Origin of the sequence: Nostoc cycadae WK-1 (assembly GCF_002897135.1) — a bacterium.
Lineage (GTDB): Bacteria > Cyanobacteriota > Cyanobacteriia > Cyanobacteriales > Nostocaceae > Nostoc_B.
The window spans coordinates 122,278-138,145 of record NZ_DF978430.1; the positions used below are offsets into that span (position 1 = coordinate 122,278).

At 39.9% G+C, this 15,868-nt stretch carries 15 protein-coding genes; 4 read left to right on the top strand and 11 right to left on the bottom strand.

Going from position 1 to position 15,868, the window contains the following annotated elements:
• Positions 1-54: 54 nt before the first annotated feature.
• Together NCWK1_RS15715 and NCWK1_RS15720 are read right to left on the bottom strand one after the other, a co-directional pair.
• Positions 55-594, bottom strand: a complete 540-nt coding sequence (locus NCWK1_RS15715; protein WP_096576780.1) for a Dps family protein — start codon at positions 592-594, stop codon at positions 55-57.
• Positions 595-970: 376 nt separating this feature from the next.
• Entirely contained in the window at positions 971-1,333 is a 363-nt protein-coding gene (locus tag NCWK1_RS15720; protein ID WP_096576782.1) for a hypothetical protein, read from the bottom strand.
• 595 nt (positions 1,334-1,928) lie between these two features.
• Between NCWK1_RS15720 and nfi the strand changes: the two genes are divergently transcribed.
• Both nfi and NCWK1_RS15730 read left to right on the top strand, forming a co-directional pair.
• Complete coding sequence (nfi, locus tag NCWK1_RS15725; RefSeq protein ID WP_103125353.1) at positions 1,929-2,594, top strand: deoxyribonuclease V; 666 nt, start codon at positions 1,929-1,931, stop codon at positions 2,592-2,594.
• Between the two features lie 113 nt (positions 2,595-2,707).
• Positions 2,708-3,433 carry a GDSL-type esterase/lipase family protein gene (locus NCWK1_RS15730; protein WP_187308160.1) on the top strand — a complete coding sequence of 242 codons (726 nt, stop codon included), beginning with the start codon at positions 2,708-2,710 and terminating at the stop codon, positions 3,431-3,433.
• A 46-nt stretch (positions 3,434-3,479) separates the two neighbouring features.
• Here NCWK1_RS15730 and nifJ read toward each other — a convergent pair whose 3' ends face one another.
• From nifJ to NCWK1_RS15765, 7 genes are all read right to left on the bottom strand, one after another.
• On the bottom strand, positions 3,480-7,163 hold the full coding sequence (gene nifJ / locus NCWK1_RS15735; protein ID WP_103125354.1) for a pyruvate:ferredoxin (flavodoxin) oxidoreductase: 3,684 nt from the start codon (positions 7,161-7,163) through the stop codon (positions 3,480-3,482).
• A 461-nt stretch (positions 7,164-7,624) separates the two neighbouring features.
• Positions 7,625-8,056 (bottom strand): YidH family protein, encoded by a 432-nt coding sequence (locus NCWK1_RS15740; protein ID WP_103125355.1) that lies wholly within the window; start codon positions 8,054-8,056, stop codon positions 7,625-7,627.
• Between the two features lie 13 nt (positions 8,057-8,069).
• Positions 8,070-8,708, bottom strand: coding sequence for an SCO6045 C-terminal-like domain-containing protein (locus NCWK1_RS15745; RefSeq protein WP_245894910.1), 639 nt, complete (start codon positions 8,706-8,708; stop codon positions 8,070-8,072).
• Positions 8,699-9,535, bottom strand: a complete 837-nt coding sequence (locus NCWK1_RS15750; protein WP_103125356.1) for an MbnB/TglH/ChrH family RiPP precursor modification enzyme — start codon at positions 9,533-9,535, stop codon at positions 8,699-8,701. Before NCWK1_RS15750 ends, NCWK1_RS15745 begins: the two co-directional genes overlap by 10 nt.
• 3 nt (positions 9,536-9,538) lie before the next feature.
• Positions 9,539-10,594 (bottom strand): TIGR04222 domain-containing membrane protein, encoded by a 1,056-nt coding sequence (locus NCWK1_RS15755; protein WP_103125357.1) that lies wholly within the window; start codon positions 10,592-10,594, stop codon positions 9,539-9,541.
• A 70-nt stretch (positions 10,595-10,664) separates the two neighbouring features.
• The gene (locus tag NCWK1_RS15760) at positions 10,665-11,693 is read right to left on the bottom strand and encodes a TIGR04222 domain-containing membrane protein (protein ID WP_103125358.1); all 1,029 of its coding nucleotides are present in this window, start codon (positions 11,691-11,693) and stop codon (positions 10,665-10,667) included.
• Between the two features lie 122 nt (positions 11,694-11,815).
• The gene (locus NCWK1_RS15765; protein WP_103125359.1) at positions 11,816-12,607 is read right to left on the bottom strand and encodes an ion transporter; all 792 of its coding nucleotides are present in this window, start codon (positions 12,605-12,607) and stop codon (positions 11,816-11,818) included.
• An 85-nt stretch (positions 12,608-12,692) separates the two neighbouring features.
• Between NCWK1_RS15765 and NCWK1_RS15770 the strand changes: the two genes are divergently transcribed.
• Entirely contained in the window at positions 12,693-13,124 is a 432-nt protein-coding gene (locus tag NCWK1_RS15770) for a nucleoside deaminase (protein WP_096576800.1), read from the top strand.
• A gap of 60 nt (positions 13,125-13,184) precedes the next feature.
• Here NCWK1_RS15770 and NCWK1_RS15775 read toward each other — a convergent pair whose 3' ends face one another.
• Complete coding sequence (locus NCWK1_RS15775; RefSeq protein WP_096576802.1) at positions 13,185-13,847, bottom strand: response regulator; 663 nt, start codon at positions 13,845-13,847, stop codon at positions 13,185-13,187.
• A gap of 11 nt (positions 13,848-13,858) precedes the next feature.
• Entirely contained in the window at positions 13,859-15,049 is a 1,191-nt protein-coding gene (locus tag NCWK1_RS15780; RefSeq protein WP_103125360.1) for a sensor histidine kinase, read from the bottom strand.
• A gap of 282 nt (positions 15,050-15,331) precedes the next feature.
• On the opposite strand from NCWK1_RS15780, the gene NCWK1_RS15785 reads away from it, so the two are divergent.
• Positions 15,332-15,862 carry a Spy/CpxP family protein refolding chaperone gene (locus tag NCWK1_RS15785; protein WP_103125361.1) on the top strand — a complete coding sequence of 177 codons (531 nt, stop codon included), beginning with the start codon at positions 15,332-15,334 and terminating at the stop codon, positions 15,860-15,862.
• Positions 15,863-15,868 lie beyond the last annotated feature (6 nt).

A 15,868-nucleotide genomic window follows, 5' to 3' on the forward strand; every position in this document is an offset into this window, starting at 1 on the left:
TATGTTCAGTCAGACTCTAAAATTTAGGGATAAAAGGGATAAATCTGCGTTCAACTACACACCCACAGGAGTTTTTGATCCTGTAGCTGGCTTGGTTCCATCTGGCTGCAATTCTTGTCCTTCAATAAATGAGCGCAGCATCCAAGCCATTTCTTCATGCTCTTCCATAAGTCCAGTTAAAAAGTCAGCAGTTCCTTCATCATGAAACTCTTCACTAGACTGATCTATATGCTCTCTGAGATTGCGAATAACCTGCTCATGATCTTCCACAAGGTTGGCTACCATACCTGTAGCTGTGGGAACATCACCTGAATGTTCTTTGAGGGTAGCAATTTGCAGAAATCCTTCCATTGTCCCAATAGGGTAACAACCCAAAGCACGAACCCGTTCGGCTAGTGCATCAATATTGAGAGTCAGTTTTTCGTAGTGTTCTTCCCAAAGCTGGTGCAGACTGCGAAACTGAGGGCCGACAACATCCCAATGATACTTTTTAGTTTTTACTAAAAGTAAATAGGCATCTGCTAAATCTTGATTTAACAGATTTGCCACACCTTGACGCTGTTCTTCTGTCAAACCAATGTTGATCGCACGCATTGAATTTAATTCCTAAATAGACTAAATAGACTTATTTATAAGTTCACAAAATTCAAACATCATTTACATCAACCATAGGAATGATTGCCAAAGTCGAATTATTTATGACTTAAGTTCAGATTGATTTATAACCTTGAATAGAAAAAATTAAAAAATCTATTTCATCAATAAAAATAAACACCTTGATAAAATGAATTAACCAAGGTGTTTAAATTGAGTAACTATTCTATAGAAGGGAGGAGGTATGAGGAGTATTTTTCCTAACTAGCAGTCAAAGTATTTATTTGGTAAAGAATTCTGATTCCAGGATTACTCATAATTACCAAATATTCTTACTTATATTACCTTTGGATCTGCTAAGTAGTCTCATTGATTTTTACTTCTTATTACCTGTGACTTTTTCCAACAGATTTTCAACTTCATCTTCAACGGAAGTTGCTCCTTGAGAATTGTCAGGACGCTTCATTTTGTCAATGTCAGCATCTCCTTGCACTTCGTTAAGTCCTTTATTAGATTCTTCTTGTACCTTCTTCAGTCCAGGAGGTGCAGATCTACCAATTTCATCAGTTTTCTTTTGAGTTTCTAGCAGTTGTGTTGTAGCTTCTGTCGGGTCACTTTTATAGCTTTCAATCGCAAAAGCTGGAAAAGCATTAGACACCAATATTAATGCACAGGTAAAAGCTACAATGAGAAAACGTACTGGACGCAGTAGAGATAAAACAGAAGTCATATTTTTCATTTGAATTCCTCAAAAACAACGTTAACAACACATAAGTTATATTTTTCTAGCAAAGCCAGACTGAGTCATCATCAGATAAAATGGTGGCAGAAAAAATTAATCCATGCTTTACTAGTGAGTTATTTTTAGGTAGATATTTGCCATAAATTATTGCTGTGAATCAATTTAATTATGGCTAGATAAAACTTAATATAGCCATCAATTCTGTGTAGTTTCTTCACAACAATTTTTCTAGCGAATTTCACCTAACTTATATTTACGTTGAATCATCCTACTTTGGGATCGACCTGTAGAGTGAAGTTTATCGCTTCTGAGTTAGGGAGAAAATCAACCTGTAGGTAGAGTGGCTGAATATGGGTAAATTTGGCTATTTATTGCTTTTATCTGGCGTTGGTGCAGTGTAGTCGCTAGATTGATTAGTCTGGATGACTGTATAGAGGGATTACAGCATACAGCAAATAGAAGCAGTAGGAAAGATTTATCTGATAGTGCTATTGATAAATAATTAAATAACTTTCATCAAATTAGCGATGTCTAACGACAAGCCGCTTTGCGTCTACGCAACCATTAAACTCGATTGTTTTATCCATATATCATGAAGATTTATCAACCTCATACTTGGCCTCAAACCCTAGAAGCAGCTATCACTATTCAAGAAAGTTTGAGTCAACAAGTAATTACAGAAGATCAATTAAGAGAACCTATCAGTTATGTTGCTGGTGTAGATATGGGTTTTACCGCTGATGGGACAGTTAGCCGCGCCGCTGTAGCAGTGCTGAGTTTTCCTGATTTGCAAGTTGTAGAAACAACCCTCGCACACCGTCCGACTTCATTTCCTTACATTCCAGGGTTTCTCTCCTTTCGAGAAATTCCTGCTGTACTTGATGCCTTAGAAAAGATTCAAACAGTACCAGATATTATCCTTTGTGATGGACAAGGCATTGCTCATCCCCGGAGATTTGGTATAGCCAGCCATCTTGGGGTAATTTTGGATATGCCAACTATTGGCGTGGCTAAATCACTGTTAATTGGCAAACATCAGGAATTGCCAGAAACTAGAGGTAGTTGGCAACCACTGATACATAAAGGTGAAACTATTGGTGCAGTTTTACGGACTCGCATTGGGGTTAAACCTTTGTATATTTCTAGTGGTCACAAAATTAGCTTGACTACAGCCATTGATTATGTATTGCACTGTACACCAAAATACAGACTACCAGAAACTACTCGTGTGGCTGATAAGTTAGCTTCTAATAGATAATCGGCTTAATTCAGAAAAGTTAATATTGCAGCATCAATGACAAAAAAGATACGTTGGAATAGTGTAGAAATGTATAGAATCTTGTAAAGATATAAAATATAGTCTTTTTTAGGATGCAAACACTACAAGCTCTTTCTTCAATGCAACTGTCTTTAGCCCCGAATCAATGTCAGTCTTTGAAGATTGTCGCTCTTGGAGACAGCATAGTTTACGGTTTTGGTGATCCCGAACGTGGTGGTTGGGTAGAACAACTGCGGCGATGGTGGATGTTGCCCGGTAGTGCTGGTCATGTTTTATATAATTTAGGTGTTAGAGGCGATCGCACACAACAGGTAGCCCAAAGACTAGAAGTAGAATTTCGCCATCGCGGCGAACTCCGCAACCGCGTTCCCGATTTAATTATTCTTTCCGTCGGGTTGAATGATTCAGCACGGTTAGGTCGTCCCAATGGTAAAAATTACACAGATTTTGCCGTTTTTGAGACAGATATCGCCCATTTGCTAGATTTGGCACAACAACTTTGCCCAGTTTTATTTGTGGGTATGACACCCGTAGATGAAACCAAGATGCCATTTCTGGATTGTTTTTACTTTAATCACAGCGACCAACTCCGTTACAAAGAAGCTACACGCCTAGCTTGTAACCAACGCCAAATTCCTTACTTGGATATTTTCGACCAATGGATGGGACGCGGTGAAACTTGGCTACAGCAAAGAATGAACGTCGATGGTTTACATCCCAATACATTAGGCTATCAAGCTTTGTTAGACGATGTGTTGAAATGGGATGCTTTAGCACCATATCATTCTCAACCAGAATACCAACTGAGATCATTTTAATGATTCGGTTCGGCTAAATATTGATACATTTGCCAACGTGCATCGACTAAGGATTCTGTTGGGCTAAATATTGATACATTTGCCAACGTGCATCAACTTCGGCTTGTGCTTGTTCTAACAATTGCTTGGCAATTTCTGGCTTACTCTTGGTGAGCATTTTGAAGCGATTTTCTAGATACATTGATGCTTCTACAGATTGTGTAGGAGGGCGCATATCCAATTGCAAGGGGTTCTTACCTTTTTCTCGTAATTGGGGATTGTGGCGATACAATAACCATCGTCCTGATTCTACCAATGCTTTTTGGTGATTCATCCCGGTGGTCATGTTGATGCCGTGAGCAATGCAATGGCTGTAGGCAATAATTAATGATGGCCCGTCGTAAGCTTCGGCTTCTAAAAAGGCTTTGAGGGTATGTTCATCTCTTGCACCTAAAGCTACACTGGCTACGTAGGCATTGCCATAGTTCATAGCCATTAAGCCTAAGTCTTTTTTTGGTGCTGGCTTACCACTGGCGGCAAATTTCGCTACGGCTGCTTTGGGGGTGGCTTTGGAAGATTGTCCGCCTGTATTAGAATATACTTCTGTATCCATCACCAAAATATTGACGTTGCGACCACTGGCTAACACATGGTCAATACCACCAAAGTCAATATCATAAGCCCAACCATCACCGCCGATAATCCAGACGCTTTTTTTAACTAAATAATCAGCGAGGGATTTGAGAATTTTGGTTTTAGATATTAAATTAGCGTCTATTTCAGAAGTGAGAATTTTATCTAATTTTTCTTTTAATAATGCTACTCTTTCCCGTTGTTCCCAAATATCGGCTTCGTTTTTTTGTTCTGCTTTGAGGATGGAATGAACAAGATTATCACCTAATTCACTGCCTAATTGTTGTAATAATTCGGTGGCAAATTCTGCTTGTTTATCTATAGATAAGCGATAACCAAAACCAAATTCGGCGTTATCTTCAAATAAACTATTTGACCAAGCCGGGCCGCGTCCTTGGGCGTTGGTAGTCCAAGGTGTGGTGGGTAAGTTCCCGCCGTAGATGGAAGAACAGCCAGTGGCGTTGGCAATGACTGCGCGATCGCCAAACAATTGGGTTAATAATTTTAAATAAGGTGTCTCACCACAACCAGCGCAAGCACCAGAAAATTCAAATAAGGGTTCTTGTAATTGTTGTTGACGAATTTGGGTTAATTTTAAATTTCTGCGGTCAGGATTGGGTAATCTTAAAAAGAAATCCCAGTTTTTCTTTTCTTGTTCTGTTAAAGGTAGTTGCTGCGCCATATTAATGGCTTTTTTAGTCGGTTCAGATTTATTTTTGGCCGGGCAAATATCTACACAAATAGCGCAACCTGTACAATCTTCTGGGGCAACTTGAATAGTAAATTTTTGATGATTAAAGTCTTTATCTTTGGCATTTACCGACTTAAAAGCTTGTGGTGCATTAGCTAATTCACTTTCTGCATAAGCTTTTGCACGAATAGCACTGTGCGGACAAACCATCACACATTTATTGCACTGTACGCAGATATCCGGTTCCCAAACGGGAATTTCTTGGGCGACGTTGCGTTTTTCCCATTTGGCTGTTCCTGTGGGGAAGGTTCCATCTGCGGGTAAGGCGCTGACAGGTAAATCATCACCTTGCCAAACCATGATTTTACCAAGGACTTCTTGAATAAATTCGGGCGCAGTTACAGGTAAGGAAGTTGTAGAGAATAATTCCTCATCTAGCCATTTACTTTGTTCGGTGGTGGGGACTTGGACTTGATGCAGATTATCCAGTGTCATATCCACCGCTTGCATATTCATACGGACGATATCTGCACCTTTCTTACTGTATGTTTTTTCGATCGCCTTTTTAATTTTGGCGATCGCTTCTGCTTGTGGTAATACCCCAGCTAAAGCAAAGAAGCATACTTGCATAATTGTATTGATGCGTCCCCCCATTCCACTGTCGCGAGCGACTTGGTTGGCGTTAATTACAAACAATTTCAGATGCTTATCTAAAATTTGCTGTCGCACTTTTGGCGGGAGATTTCGCCAAACAGTATCCTGATCAAAGGGACTATTTAATAAAATTGTCGCCCCAGTTGCCGCCGCTTGCAGCACATCTATTTTTTCTAGAAAGACCCAGTGGTGACAGCCAATAAAGTTAGCTTTGTCTATGAGGTAGGTAGAATGAATGGGTTGCGGCCCGAACCGCAGGTGAGAAACGGTAATCGAGCCGGATTTTTTGGAGTCGTAGACGAAATAACCTTGGGCGTAGTTATCGGTTCCCTCACCGATAATTTTGATGGAGTTTTTATTCGCCCCTACCGTACCATCTGAACCCAACCCATAGAACATCGCTCGGACGACGTTATCGGGTTCAATAGAAAAGTTGGGGTCAAAGTTGAGAGAAGTGTGGGTAACGTCGTCGTGAATACCCACAGTGAAATGATTTTTTGGTGTCGGTTGCGCGAGGTTGTCGAAGACGGCCTTCACCATCGCCGGAGTAAACTCCTTGGAGGAAAGGCCGTAACGTCCACCAACAATTACAGATGGAAGTTTATCTCTACCACTACCACGCGCAGCAACAGTTACAGATGGAACTTTGTCTCTACCACTACCACGCGCAGCAACAGTCACAGATGGAACTTTGTCTCTACCACTACCACGTTCAGCACGGATTTCGTGGATAGCTGCGACCACATCGAGATATAGTGGTTCGCCGGCGCTACCTGCTTCTTTGGTGCGGTCTAAAACCGCGATCGCTTGTACAGTTTCTGGTAACATATCAACAAACCTTTGGACATCAAAGGGACGGTAGAGGCGCACTTTCACCACGCCTACTTTTTCCCCACGGGCGTTGAGATAATCCACTGTTTCATGGACGGTTTCACAACCAGAACCCATGATGACAATTACCCGTTCTGCATCTTCCGCACCGTGATATTCAAAAATGCGGTAGTATCTACCTGTGCGATCGCCAAATTGATCCATAACGTCCTGCACAATCTCTGGACAGGCGTTGTAGTAAGAGTTAGCGCCTTCCCGCGATTGGAAGTAAACATCAGGGTTTTGGGCTGTACCGCGTAACACAGGGCGGTCTGGGGTTAAAGCACGGGCGCGGTGTTCTAAAATTAATTCATCGGGAATGAGCGATTTAATCTCGTCATCCGCCAGTAATTTCACCTTCTGCACTTCATGAGAGGTGCGGAACCCATCAAAAAAGTGCATAAACGAAACTCTCGATTTGAGAGTAGCTGCATGGGCGATGAGGGCTAAGTCGTGACTTTCTTGCACTGAAGCGGAACACAACAAAGCAAAGCCAGTCGCCCGCGCCGCCATCACATCACTATGATCGCCGAAAATTGATAAAGCGTGAGTAGCCAAAGATCGTGCAGCCACATGAACAACTGTGCTAGTGAGTTCCCCAGCAATTTTGTAGAGGTTGGGAATCATCAACAATAGCCCTTGAGAAGCCGTAAAAGTCGTACTCAGAGAACCTGTTTGTAGCGCCCCATGAACTGCACCAGCCGCACCACCTTCACTTTGCATCTGTACAACGCTGGGAACCGTACCCCAAAGATTAGGGCGGCTTTCCGCTGACCAAGCATCTGCCCACTCGCCCATTGCCGAAGAGGGGGTGATAGGATAAATAGCAATTACTTCATTTAATTTGTAAGCAACACGGGCTACAGCTTCATTCCCGTCGATGGTTGCAAAGGTTTGACTCATAATTGTAGTCCTAGCCTTTAAACGGCACTATCAGACAGCGTTGTGATACTAATTAGAAATAGTTAAAGCCTAGAAGTTGGTGTTTCATGTTAGCTGCATCTAACTGGAAAATCCAATATATGTAGGTAGGATTATCCCTGGTTAGGATAATATTTGATTGACCACTTGCGGGCTTTGGATTTGACTCTAAATAGTGATTATAAGCTTTAGTATCTCATCCGAAATACTTTATTTATTTATATCTATTAACGATGTACTCAAGCGCCAAAACAATATCTGGCAAAGGTTTTTAAACGAGTACTTCTCATTCGTGGGGGTACAGGTTCGGGATTTGATTTCTAATGTAAAATCAGCTTTATTTTATTGTTTAATCTATTCTAAAATTTTAGCTGATTATATTTAAAAGCACAAAATTAAATTTTTAAATATGCCTTAATCTATGAATTAAACAATAATGATTATTACCTAATATTTTTCGTTTGTGGCTGAGGCGACATTACAGATGGGCGCGGCGTAACATGATTTCGGAAAAATAGTAAAGGAATACTCAGCAAGCCTAAAATCATCACAATTGTGGTGATAAACCAAACAGGTAAACGATTGGGTTGATAATCTCCCCGTTCAATTTGCCAGAACACCTGATTATATCGCCAAGCAGCTAAAGCGATCGCACCTACTCCCACAATCACCAAAGCAACTCCTAAATTTTCCGAGTTAAATAGCGGATGTACTGTTGGTTCTTGTTGCGTAATTGCCGTATTTAATTGGCGTAAAAATAGACCAAACCTTGCAATGGCAAAACCAAAACCAATTAAAGCGATGGAAGTTCTCAACCAAGCTAAAAAAGTTCTTTCATTGGCTTGATGTTCCCGTTGACGGTCTATTTTATTCATGAGTAAAGTTAATCTATAACTCCTGATACTCTCCGCGACTCTGCGCGACGGACACTTTGCTCAAGTCGGGAAACCCGCCCACGCAAGTGTCCTCCTCTGCGTGAGGTAATATTATATGACGTAATTGCGATCGCCCCGATAAACGCCACCAAATTGCCAAAGTTGGTTTTGCTGTAAAATCACGATGGACAGCGTAACGCAACCAACAGAATTTCAAGCAAATTCCAGGTTGATATGCTAACAACCAAGTTTGTTCATACCTGACTAAATCACCTATCCAAGCAGGTTCTAAATTTTCATTTTGCGCCACCTTAATCATAAAGTTAGCAAAAGCGATCGCATCATCCCGATGTTTTTTAATTCCCGTAGGTAAATAAGTCTCTGCATATCGCCAAAACAAGGTATTAAAATTTTTCCCCAACGCCTTAGCAGTACGAGGTAATAATTCCCTTATTTCCCCTAACCGCTTCCACTTGAGAGAATTGGCAAATATATTGACTTCCTGTGATGAAACTTCTGCTAACTGCTGCACTTCATCATCACTCAAGCCAAACTCCACACCCACAGCTTGCGGGTTGGCAAAAAAACGCTCTCGAAATTCAGTATTGGTGTAAAGCTGGGCTAAAACTTGCTGAGTTTCTGCTAACCCCATCTCTGATGACTCCTACCAATTTCTCGTGCTGTTTGCAATTCTTGGGCTATTTCTGTGAACGGGGGTAAATTTTCATCCCGTTCTAACACTATCCCTTTCACCGGAATACGGCCTACAACTTCCTCCATTATTTGCCAGACTTCGGTTGGTGTGGACTGGGAATGACTATCAATTAATACACCATCATGCCAATGTCCACCAACGAAATGTAACTGTACAACACGTTCCCAAGGTAAATCATTGAGAAAATCATGCACATCATAACCATAATTCACCGCATTGGTATGTAAATTTGTCACATCCAACAGCAACCCACAGTCAGCACGTTCTACCACTTCTGCCAAAAATTGGGCTTCGGTCATCTCTGCACCAGGAAGTTTTACCATATAGGTAATATTTTCCAAAATTAACGGCACATCAACAAAGCGCCGCACTTCGGCAATATTGCGACAGAGTATATCTACCGCCTCTTTGGTGTAAGGTAAGGGTGACAAATGCCCTATATCCACACCGCCAGCTTTGGTAAAACAAATATGTTCACTCCACCAAGGCGGGTTAAGTTGTTTAATTAAGGTTGCAAGTTTGCGTAAATAATCTGTATCTAAACCTTCCGCACTACCCAGCGACAAATTAATGGCGTGGGGAATTATCGGGAAATGTGCAGCCAGTATTTCTAACTCTTGTTGTTTTTGTACAGGTGCATCAAGATAATGTTCGGCCACAATTTCCAGAAAGTCCACTTGTTGACGGTTGAGAAACAAATCACTTTTGAATGGTTCTCGAAAACCCAGTCCGACACCTAAACTAGGGAGATGAGATAACATCATTTTTTAGTCTCCACCACAACCGCCACAACCCCCACAACCACCGCCACCGCAGGAACCGCTACAACCGCCGCCACTACATCCCCCTCCGCCACAGCCGCCAGAACTACTATTTTGACTACTGGTAGTAGTTCTCACGGGTACAAAAATATTTTGATATCTGTCGTAACGAGTTCCTGCAAGTAAATCAAAACCGTAGAGTGCTACAGCCAAGTTATATTCAAACGCAGAAGGAATGCCAATTTCTACTTTTTGTTTTAACTGTGCGAAAGTTGCTTCCGGGATATCAGCTTGAATTTTTTGTTTTAATTGCTTAAATGTTGCTTCCAGTTGTTTCAGGTACTCTACCCCTAGTAGACTTCTATGTTGAGTTATCTGACAGGCATTCTGAAGAAAGTAAAACGAGAATATTCCCATCAGCACGAGATAACCCATATTATTGCGACTATGTAACGAAGCTATTACCAACTTAAAGCCGCCCAAACCGACAATGATAGAAGCCCCTATCCATTTGATTAACTCTGTTCTAGCTTTCAGGTTGTCAGAAGTTAGCAGTTGTTCATTTAGGAGTTGCTGCTGATAAACTGTGCAGTGCGGCTGCAATTGTCTAGCTAATAACCACCCAGATGTTCTTGGTGTTGTCGGTGTAGCAAACCAATCAAATGCTTCACGCTGTATTGTTGTTAGCAAAGAGATATCAGGATGATTTTCCGCTTGCTGGATAGACTCTTCCGTGATTTGTAAATAACCGCGCTGTGACAAGTCCATCACTGCTACTTTAGCGACTCCTATTTCTTGAGAACGCAGGTAAGCAATTTTGTAAGGATCTGGTTCAAGAGGAATTAACGGTAAAGATTGATTTTTTGTGGGATCTAGGACTAGCCAACTACTAACTAGCACTGTGATAGTCACAATAGCACCATAGAAAAGCAGAAAATCAGGATCAGGCATATCTGGTACTATTGTTGCGATCGCCACTACTAAACCTATCGCCACTGAAATAATCAGTAACTTGAGTATTACCGATTTTGTAATTGTGCTTGGTACAGGTTTATCTAACATTCTTTCAGTCTCAATTCTTCAGACAGCCTGTTGTATGACATTTGTCGTCCAAGTCTTGATGACATTCTCTCTAGTCTCCACCGCCACAACCACCACAACCCCCACCACAAGAACTACCGCAGGAACTACCACTGCTGCATGAACTGTCGCCAGAACTACCACTGCTGCATGAACTACTACTGTACGAACTACATCCAGAACTACCACTGCTGCATGAACTACCACCAGAACTACTACCACTTGAACGATTAGATGATCTGCTAGTGGTGCGGCTACTTATTCTGTAAGAATAAGTAGGTGGAAAGAATGCTTTGTAATAGGAATCGTAGGAAGTACCAGCAAGAGCCTCTACACCAAAGATTGCTATTAACAGGTTGTAGTCAAATAGAGAAGGAATATGATATCTAGCTTTTTTTATGAGTTGCGCGAAGGTTGTTTGAAGTTGTTGTAAATACCTTTTTCCCAGATGACTTAGGGGCGAATGGTGCTTGCTCACAAACCACAGCAGATAGATAATAGAACATACACCCATAACTATCAAAAAACTAACGTTATAGCGTCCTTTATCCAGAGCTATTAGCAATTTATAACCGCCTAAGCTCAAAATAAGCATTGCCCCAATTAAGCCAACTTTAACGTTCCATATTTGCCATTTGCCTGCATACAGCAATTGTTCATCATTCAATTGTTCTTGATAAGCAATGCAGAATGACTGTACACACTGGGTAGCCAGCAAAAGGGATGTTTTAGCTGTAGCAGGTTCCGAAAACTTTTCCAATACTTGCTGTTCTATTGGCTCTAAATTTGATGTGTCGGGATGGCTGGGTATTTTGCTAATAGTCTGTCCGCTAACTTGCAAATAACCTTGCTGAATCAAGTTGAATAATACTAAATGAGTAATTCCTGTTGCTTGAGAACGCAAGTAAGCGATTTTGTAAGGATCTGGTTCCGCCGGAATTAGCGGTAAAGGCTGATTTTTTGTCGGATCCTGGACTAACCGCCCACACAGTAACAAAGTTACGATAATAACAACACCATACAATAACAGAAAGTTCGGCCCATACATATCTGCAACGGGATTATGCAGTAATGTATCCATTACTTTTACTCCTTATAAGGAAATTCCTAAATTTAGGAAAAATTAATTGTCAAAATCTTGGCAGCGGTTTTTCAATACATCTCGCTTTTTCAACTCTGCAATGTATTATATCACACTCAGTTTTAGCCACCACCACTGCCAATTCTCAATTTAGTACCACATCTTTTACAAAAAGCTGCATCCATATCATGAAAAGCTAAACCACAGCCGGAACACACAGTTTCTACCTGATTAGCATTTTTTACCAAACGCTTAATTAAATCTCCCACTTGCCAAGGAATTAAGCCTACACCTGTTAAAATCATCAATACAGTTAACAAACGACCGACTTCAGAAATTGGTGCGATATCCCCAAATCCGACAGTCGTCATGGTCACAACCGAGAAATAAAACGCATCCAAAAATGTAGTGTAGAGTGGATTTACTGGATGTTCAACTTGATAAATTAACCCCGAATAAACAAAAATAATGGCAAATAATGTAAATAATATCCGCGCGAAAATTAGCCCATCTTCTGTACTGATGCTGGCGAATAAAAACTTTTGATCGATAAATCTAATTAATCGTAAAATACGAAACCATCTTAATAGGCGAATAAAACTGATATCTACTGCGCCGAGAAAAAAGGGCAATATCGCCATTAAATCAATAATTGCATAAAAGCTAAAAATATACTTAAGTTTGTTTTCAGCACTCCAGAAACGAATTATGTATTCTACTGCAAAAATTACAAGGATAGCAGTATCAATTAAATCTAGCAAAAACCTAATATTATAAGGAATATTATAAGTTTGAGCCACAAAAATTCCTGACGAAATTAGCACTAAAGCGGCAATTGTCAGATTGATAATTTTACCTGTAGGTGTTTCCAAGTCTGTTAGATAAAATTCTGTTTTTTCTCTACTTAACAACATATTTTTTCGACCTTTCGAGTCTGTACTTGCATCTCATAAATCATGAGATATGATTGAGCATGATTTTTCCCTGATAATAACGAAAATGAACCAAGAATATTTTATGCGGTTAGCTTTAGAAGCAGCAAAAAAAGGTGATTGGCCTTATGGTGCTGTGGTTGTCAAGGATGACGAAGTTGTTGAGGTAGCATATAATACTGTGCAGCGAAATAATGATCCATCTGCCCATGCAGAAATGAATGTTATTCGCAGTTTAACAAATAAACTAAAAAACCCTTCTTTAGAGGGTTACACCATATATACGACTTGCGAACCTTGTCCTATGTGTGCGACAGCTTGTATTTGGGCTGGGATATCCGAAATTGTTTATGGGGTTTCCATTCAAGATTTAATTAGGCTAAATCAGTCACAAATTCATGTTTTTTGTGATGATATTATCGCCAAGTCTTTTAGAAACATTAAAGTAACAAAAGGCATTTTAAAAGATGAATGCTTGGCTTTATTTATGGAAAATTAGCTATTTTAAGATTTTTGGGTATTAAATGTAACCGATAGTTGTTTGGCTGGCTTGACTGGATTAATCAGACTCATTTAAATAAGCTAAAAATGTATTTGCAATAATAGCCGCCTGAGTGCGATCGCGCAAACTTAAGCGATTTAAAATATTAGTAACATGATTCTTGACTGTACCTTCAGAAATATATAATTCCTGGGCAATTTCGCGGTTACTCGCACCTGTCGCAATTAATTTTAAAACTTCTTTTTCTCTGGGTGTCAGTTCAGTTAAACTAGGCGGCACAGGTTCTGATGGAGTTTGCCCACCACGAGGAAATTGATTCAATAGTTTTTTCACTATTCCTGGGCCTAGTTGAGTATAACCTTTGTGAACGGCGCGAATTGCCGCAGCTAATTCTTCTGAAGGTGTATCTTTGAGTAAATAACCCATTGCACCATGTTGTAATGCGGCGGAAACATATTCATCATCGTCAAAAGTTGTGAGTACTAAAATTTTGATGTTACCAAAATTTTGATGAATTTCTTGTGTAGCTGCAACTCCATCCATAATAGGCATTCTAATATCCATTAGCACTACATCTGGCTGTAATTTTGCTACCAAGTCTACAGCTACCGCACCATTTTCTGCTTCGCCCACAATTTCTAAATCTGGTTCCAATTTTAATAATTCTTTGAGACCTTGACGAATTAAATTTTGGTCATCTACCAGCAAAACTCTAATCATACTCTGCAACTTTATAAAGGAATATCAACTATAATTTGACAGCCAGAATTGGGAGTAGTGTTAATCTTAAATTCACCACCCAATGCTAAAGTGCGATCGCGCATACTATGTAAGCCAAAACCAGTAGTATTTTGCTGAATATCAAAACCTATGCCATTATCTTGAACCATTAAACGTAAGCTTTTTTTCGTACTAGTCAGTGCTAAGATCACTTCTGTAGCTTTTGCATATTTAGAAATATTTGTCAATGATTCTTGAATAATGCGATAAAGGGCAATATTAATTTCTGGAGGTGGGGAATAATCCAGGTTAATAAAACAACGTGGGCTAACGCCATTAGCTCGATGAAAATCTTCTAAAAGTACAGAGATAGCCTGCTCTAAAGTTTTTTCCTGCAAGGGATTAACCCGTATTGTTGAAACCGACTGGCGTACATCTTTTAAAGCTTTAGAACCAAGTTCTTTAGCTCTGGATAAAAATGTTTGAGCTTTCTCTGGATTAGACTGCCACAATTTTAAAGCAGTTTCTAATTGTAAATTTAATGCTGTTAAAGAATGTCCTAAAGAATCATGAATTTCACGGGCAATGCGAGTTCGTTCTTCTAGAGTAGCTTGATTTTCAATTCGTAAAGCATATCGGCGCAGTTTTTCATTAGCGATCGCTAGGTGTTCTCGACTTTGCCGTTCTGATAATACAGTATTCATTAATAATAAAACAAAAATTAAACTTAATCCAAATAACAGAGCCGTGTTGAAAGTAATAAACCGAAAACGCTCTTGCGCTTGTGGGGGTAAAGCACGAGGTAAACGAGCATTCAAAGTCATTAAAAATAAAGAGAAAGACAAACCTGTGACAACTAAGCGTCCAGGTAACTGAAAAATTAAACAACTGCGAGTGACTAAAATTAGGTAAATAAACGGGAACAATCGCGCAACTCTTCCGCCAAACATCCCCGTAATAAATAGTAAAATAATTTCAATAGCTGTGTAAATTATTTTATAGATAGGTTTACCTGTAGGTAATCTTAAACCCATAAACCCAAAGATAATTAAACAGCCAATAGTAAGTTCAGGGAACTGATTAGCAAATCGCGGCGAAGGATCAGGAAAAGTTGATGTAGAAATAGCCAGAGTTAGCAATATCCATTCTAGATACAGTAAAAACCGAAAAGGATGATTGTTAATTTGAATAGGTTGATTCATATTATTTGATATTTGTGATCAAAAACTTGGGTTAATAGTGATAATAGTGAGTATTAGTTCATCATTACAGCTTGATTGAGAGTTGTACTAGAAAATGTACATATATAGATAATTTTGCATTCTGTTGTAACTATAATTTACAAGTTATTGTTACTCAAATAACACAAAAAGAAAGTATGACTAAAGTCATGGGTGTAACCATGACTTTCTCCTCATGTGATGAGTAAGAGTAAATTCCTATGATGATGACATCCTCAGAAGGAAAATAAAACAAGGTAACAAATGAAACTGAAGTCATTATCATTAATTGCTGGTGCGATCGCTCTTACTCTGTCTGCAACATCCTTCGCTGTTAAAGCTCAAGCCTTATCTCATTCACCTCTATTAGTTGCTCAAGCTCAAAAAGAAGGACAATGGCAAGGTAAAAAAGGCCCTTGGGCAGAATTAGGTCTGTCCGATGCCCAAAAGACCCAAATTCAGCAAATTCAACGCAATACCCGCAGTCAAATGGAAAATGTTCTTACACAAGAACAAAAAGATAAATTAAAAGCAGCCTTTGAAGCACGTCGCGCTCAAAGACAAGCTAATCAAGGTCAATCACGGCAACCTGGACAGCGTGCAGGCCGTCGAGGTGGTAAGGGTTTTGCTGAGTTGAATTTAACTGAAGCACAAAAAACTCAAATGCGGCAAATACGTGAGTCTTCTAAACAACAAATTGAAGCAGTTTTAACTCCAGAACAACGGACAAAACTTCAGCAATTACGTCAAAATGGCAAACAGCGCCGTCAACAACGCCAACAACCCAATAGCTAATTCTGC

What these genes read in the sequence shown, in the direction of transcription:
- NCWK1_RS15770 (WP_096576800.1), top strand. Translation starts at nt 12,693, where the DNA reads ATGAACCAAGAATATTTTATGCGGTTAGCTTTAGAAGCAGCAAAAAAA.
- NCWK1_RS15780 (WP_103125360.1), bottom strand. Translation starts at nt 15,049, where the DNA reads ATGAATCAACCTATTCAAATTAACAATCATCCTTTTCGGTTTTTACTG.
- NCWK1_RS15720 (WP_096576782.1), bottom strand. Translation starts at nt 1,333, where the DNA reads ATGAAAAATATGACTTCTGTTTTATCTCTACTGCGTCCAGTACGTTTT.
- NCWK1_RS15785 (WP_103125361.1), top strand. Translation starts at nt 15,332, where the DNA reads ATGAAACTGAAGTCATTATCATTAATTGCTGGTGCGATCGCTCTTACT.
- NCWK1_RS15765 (WP_103125359.1), bottom strand. Translation starts at nt 12,607, where the DNA reads ATGTTGTTAAGTAGAGAAAAAACAGAATTTTATCTAACAGACTTGGAA.
- NCWK1_RS15745 (WP_245894910.1), bottom strand. Translation starts at nt 8,708, where the DNA reads ATGGGGTTAGCAGAAACTCAGCAAGTTTTAGCCCAGCTTTACACCAAT.
- NCWK1_RS15740 (WP_103125355.1), bottom strand. Translation starts at nt 8,056, where the DNA reads ATGAATAAAATAGACCGTCAACGGGAACATCAAGCCAATGAAAGAACT.
- NCWK1_RS15760 (WP_103125358.1), bottom strand. Translation starts at nt 11,693, where the DNA reads ATGGATACATTACTGCATAATCCCGTTGCAGATATGTATGGGCCGAAC.
- NCWK1_RS15755 (WP_103125357.1), bottom strand. Translation starts at nt 10,594, where the DNA reads ATGTTAGATAAACCTGTACCAAGCACAATTACAAAATCGGTAATACTC.
- NCWK1_RS15750 (WP_103125356.1), bottom strand. Translation starts at nt 9,535, where the DNA reads ATGATGTTATCTCATCTCCCTAGTTTAGGTGTCGGACTGGGTTTTCGA.
- NCWK1_RS15730 (WP_187308160.1), top strand. Translation starts at nt 2,708, where the DNA reads ATGCAAACACTACAAGCTCTTTCTTCAATGCAACTGTCTTTAGCCCCG.
- NCWK1_RS15775 (WP_096576802.1), bottom strand. Translation starts at nt 13,847, where the DNA reads ATGATTAGAGTTTTGCTGGTAGATGACCAAAATTTAATTCGTCAAGGT.
- NCWK1_RS15715 (WP_096576780.1), bottom strand. Translation starts at nt 594, where the DNA reads ATGCGTGCGATCAACATTGGTTTGACAGAAGAACAGCGTCAAGGTGTG.
- nifJ (WP_103125354.1), bottom strand. Translation starts at nt 7,163, where the DNA reads ATGAGTCAAACCTTTGCAACCATCGACGGGAATGAAGCTGTAGCCCGT.
- nfi (WP_103125353.1), top strand. Translation starts at nt 1,929, where the DNA reads ATGAAGATTTATCAACCTCATACTTGGCCTCAAACCCTAGAAGCAGCT.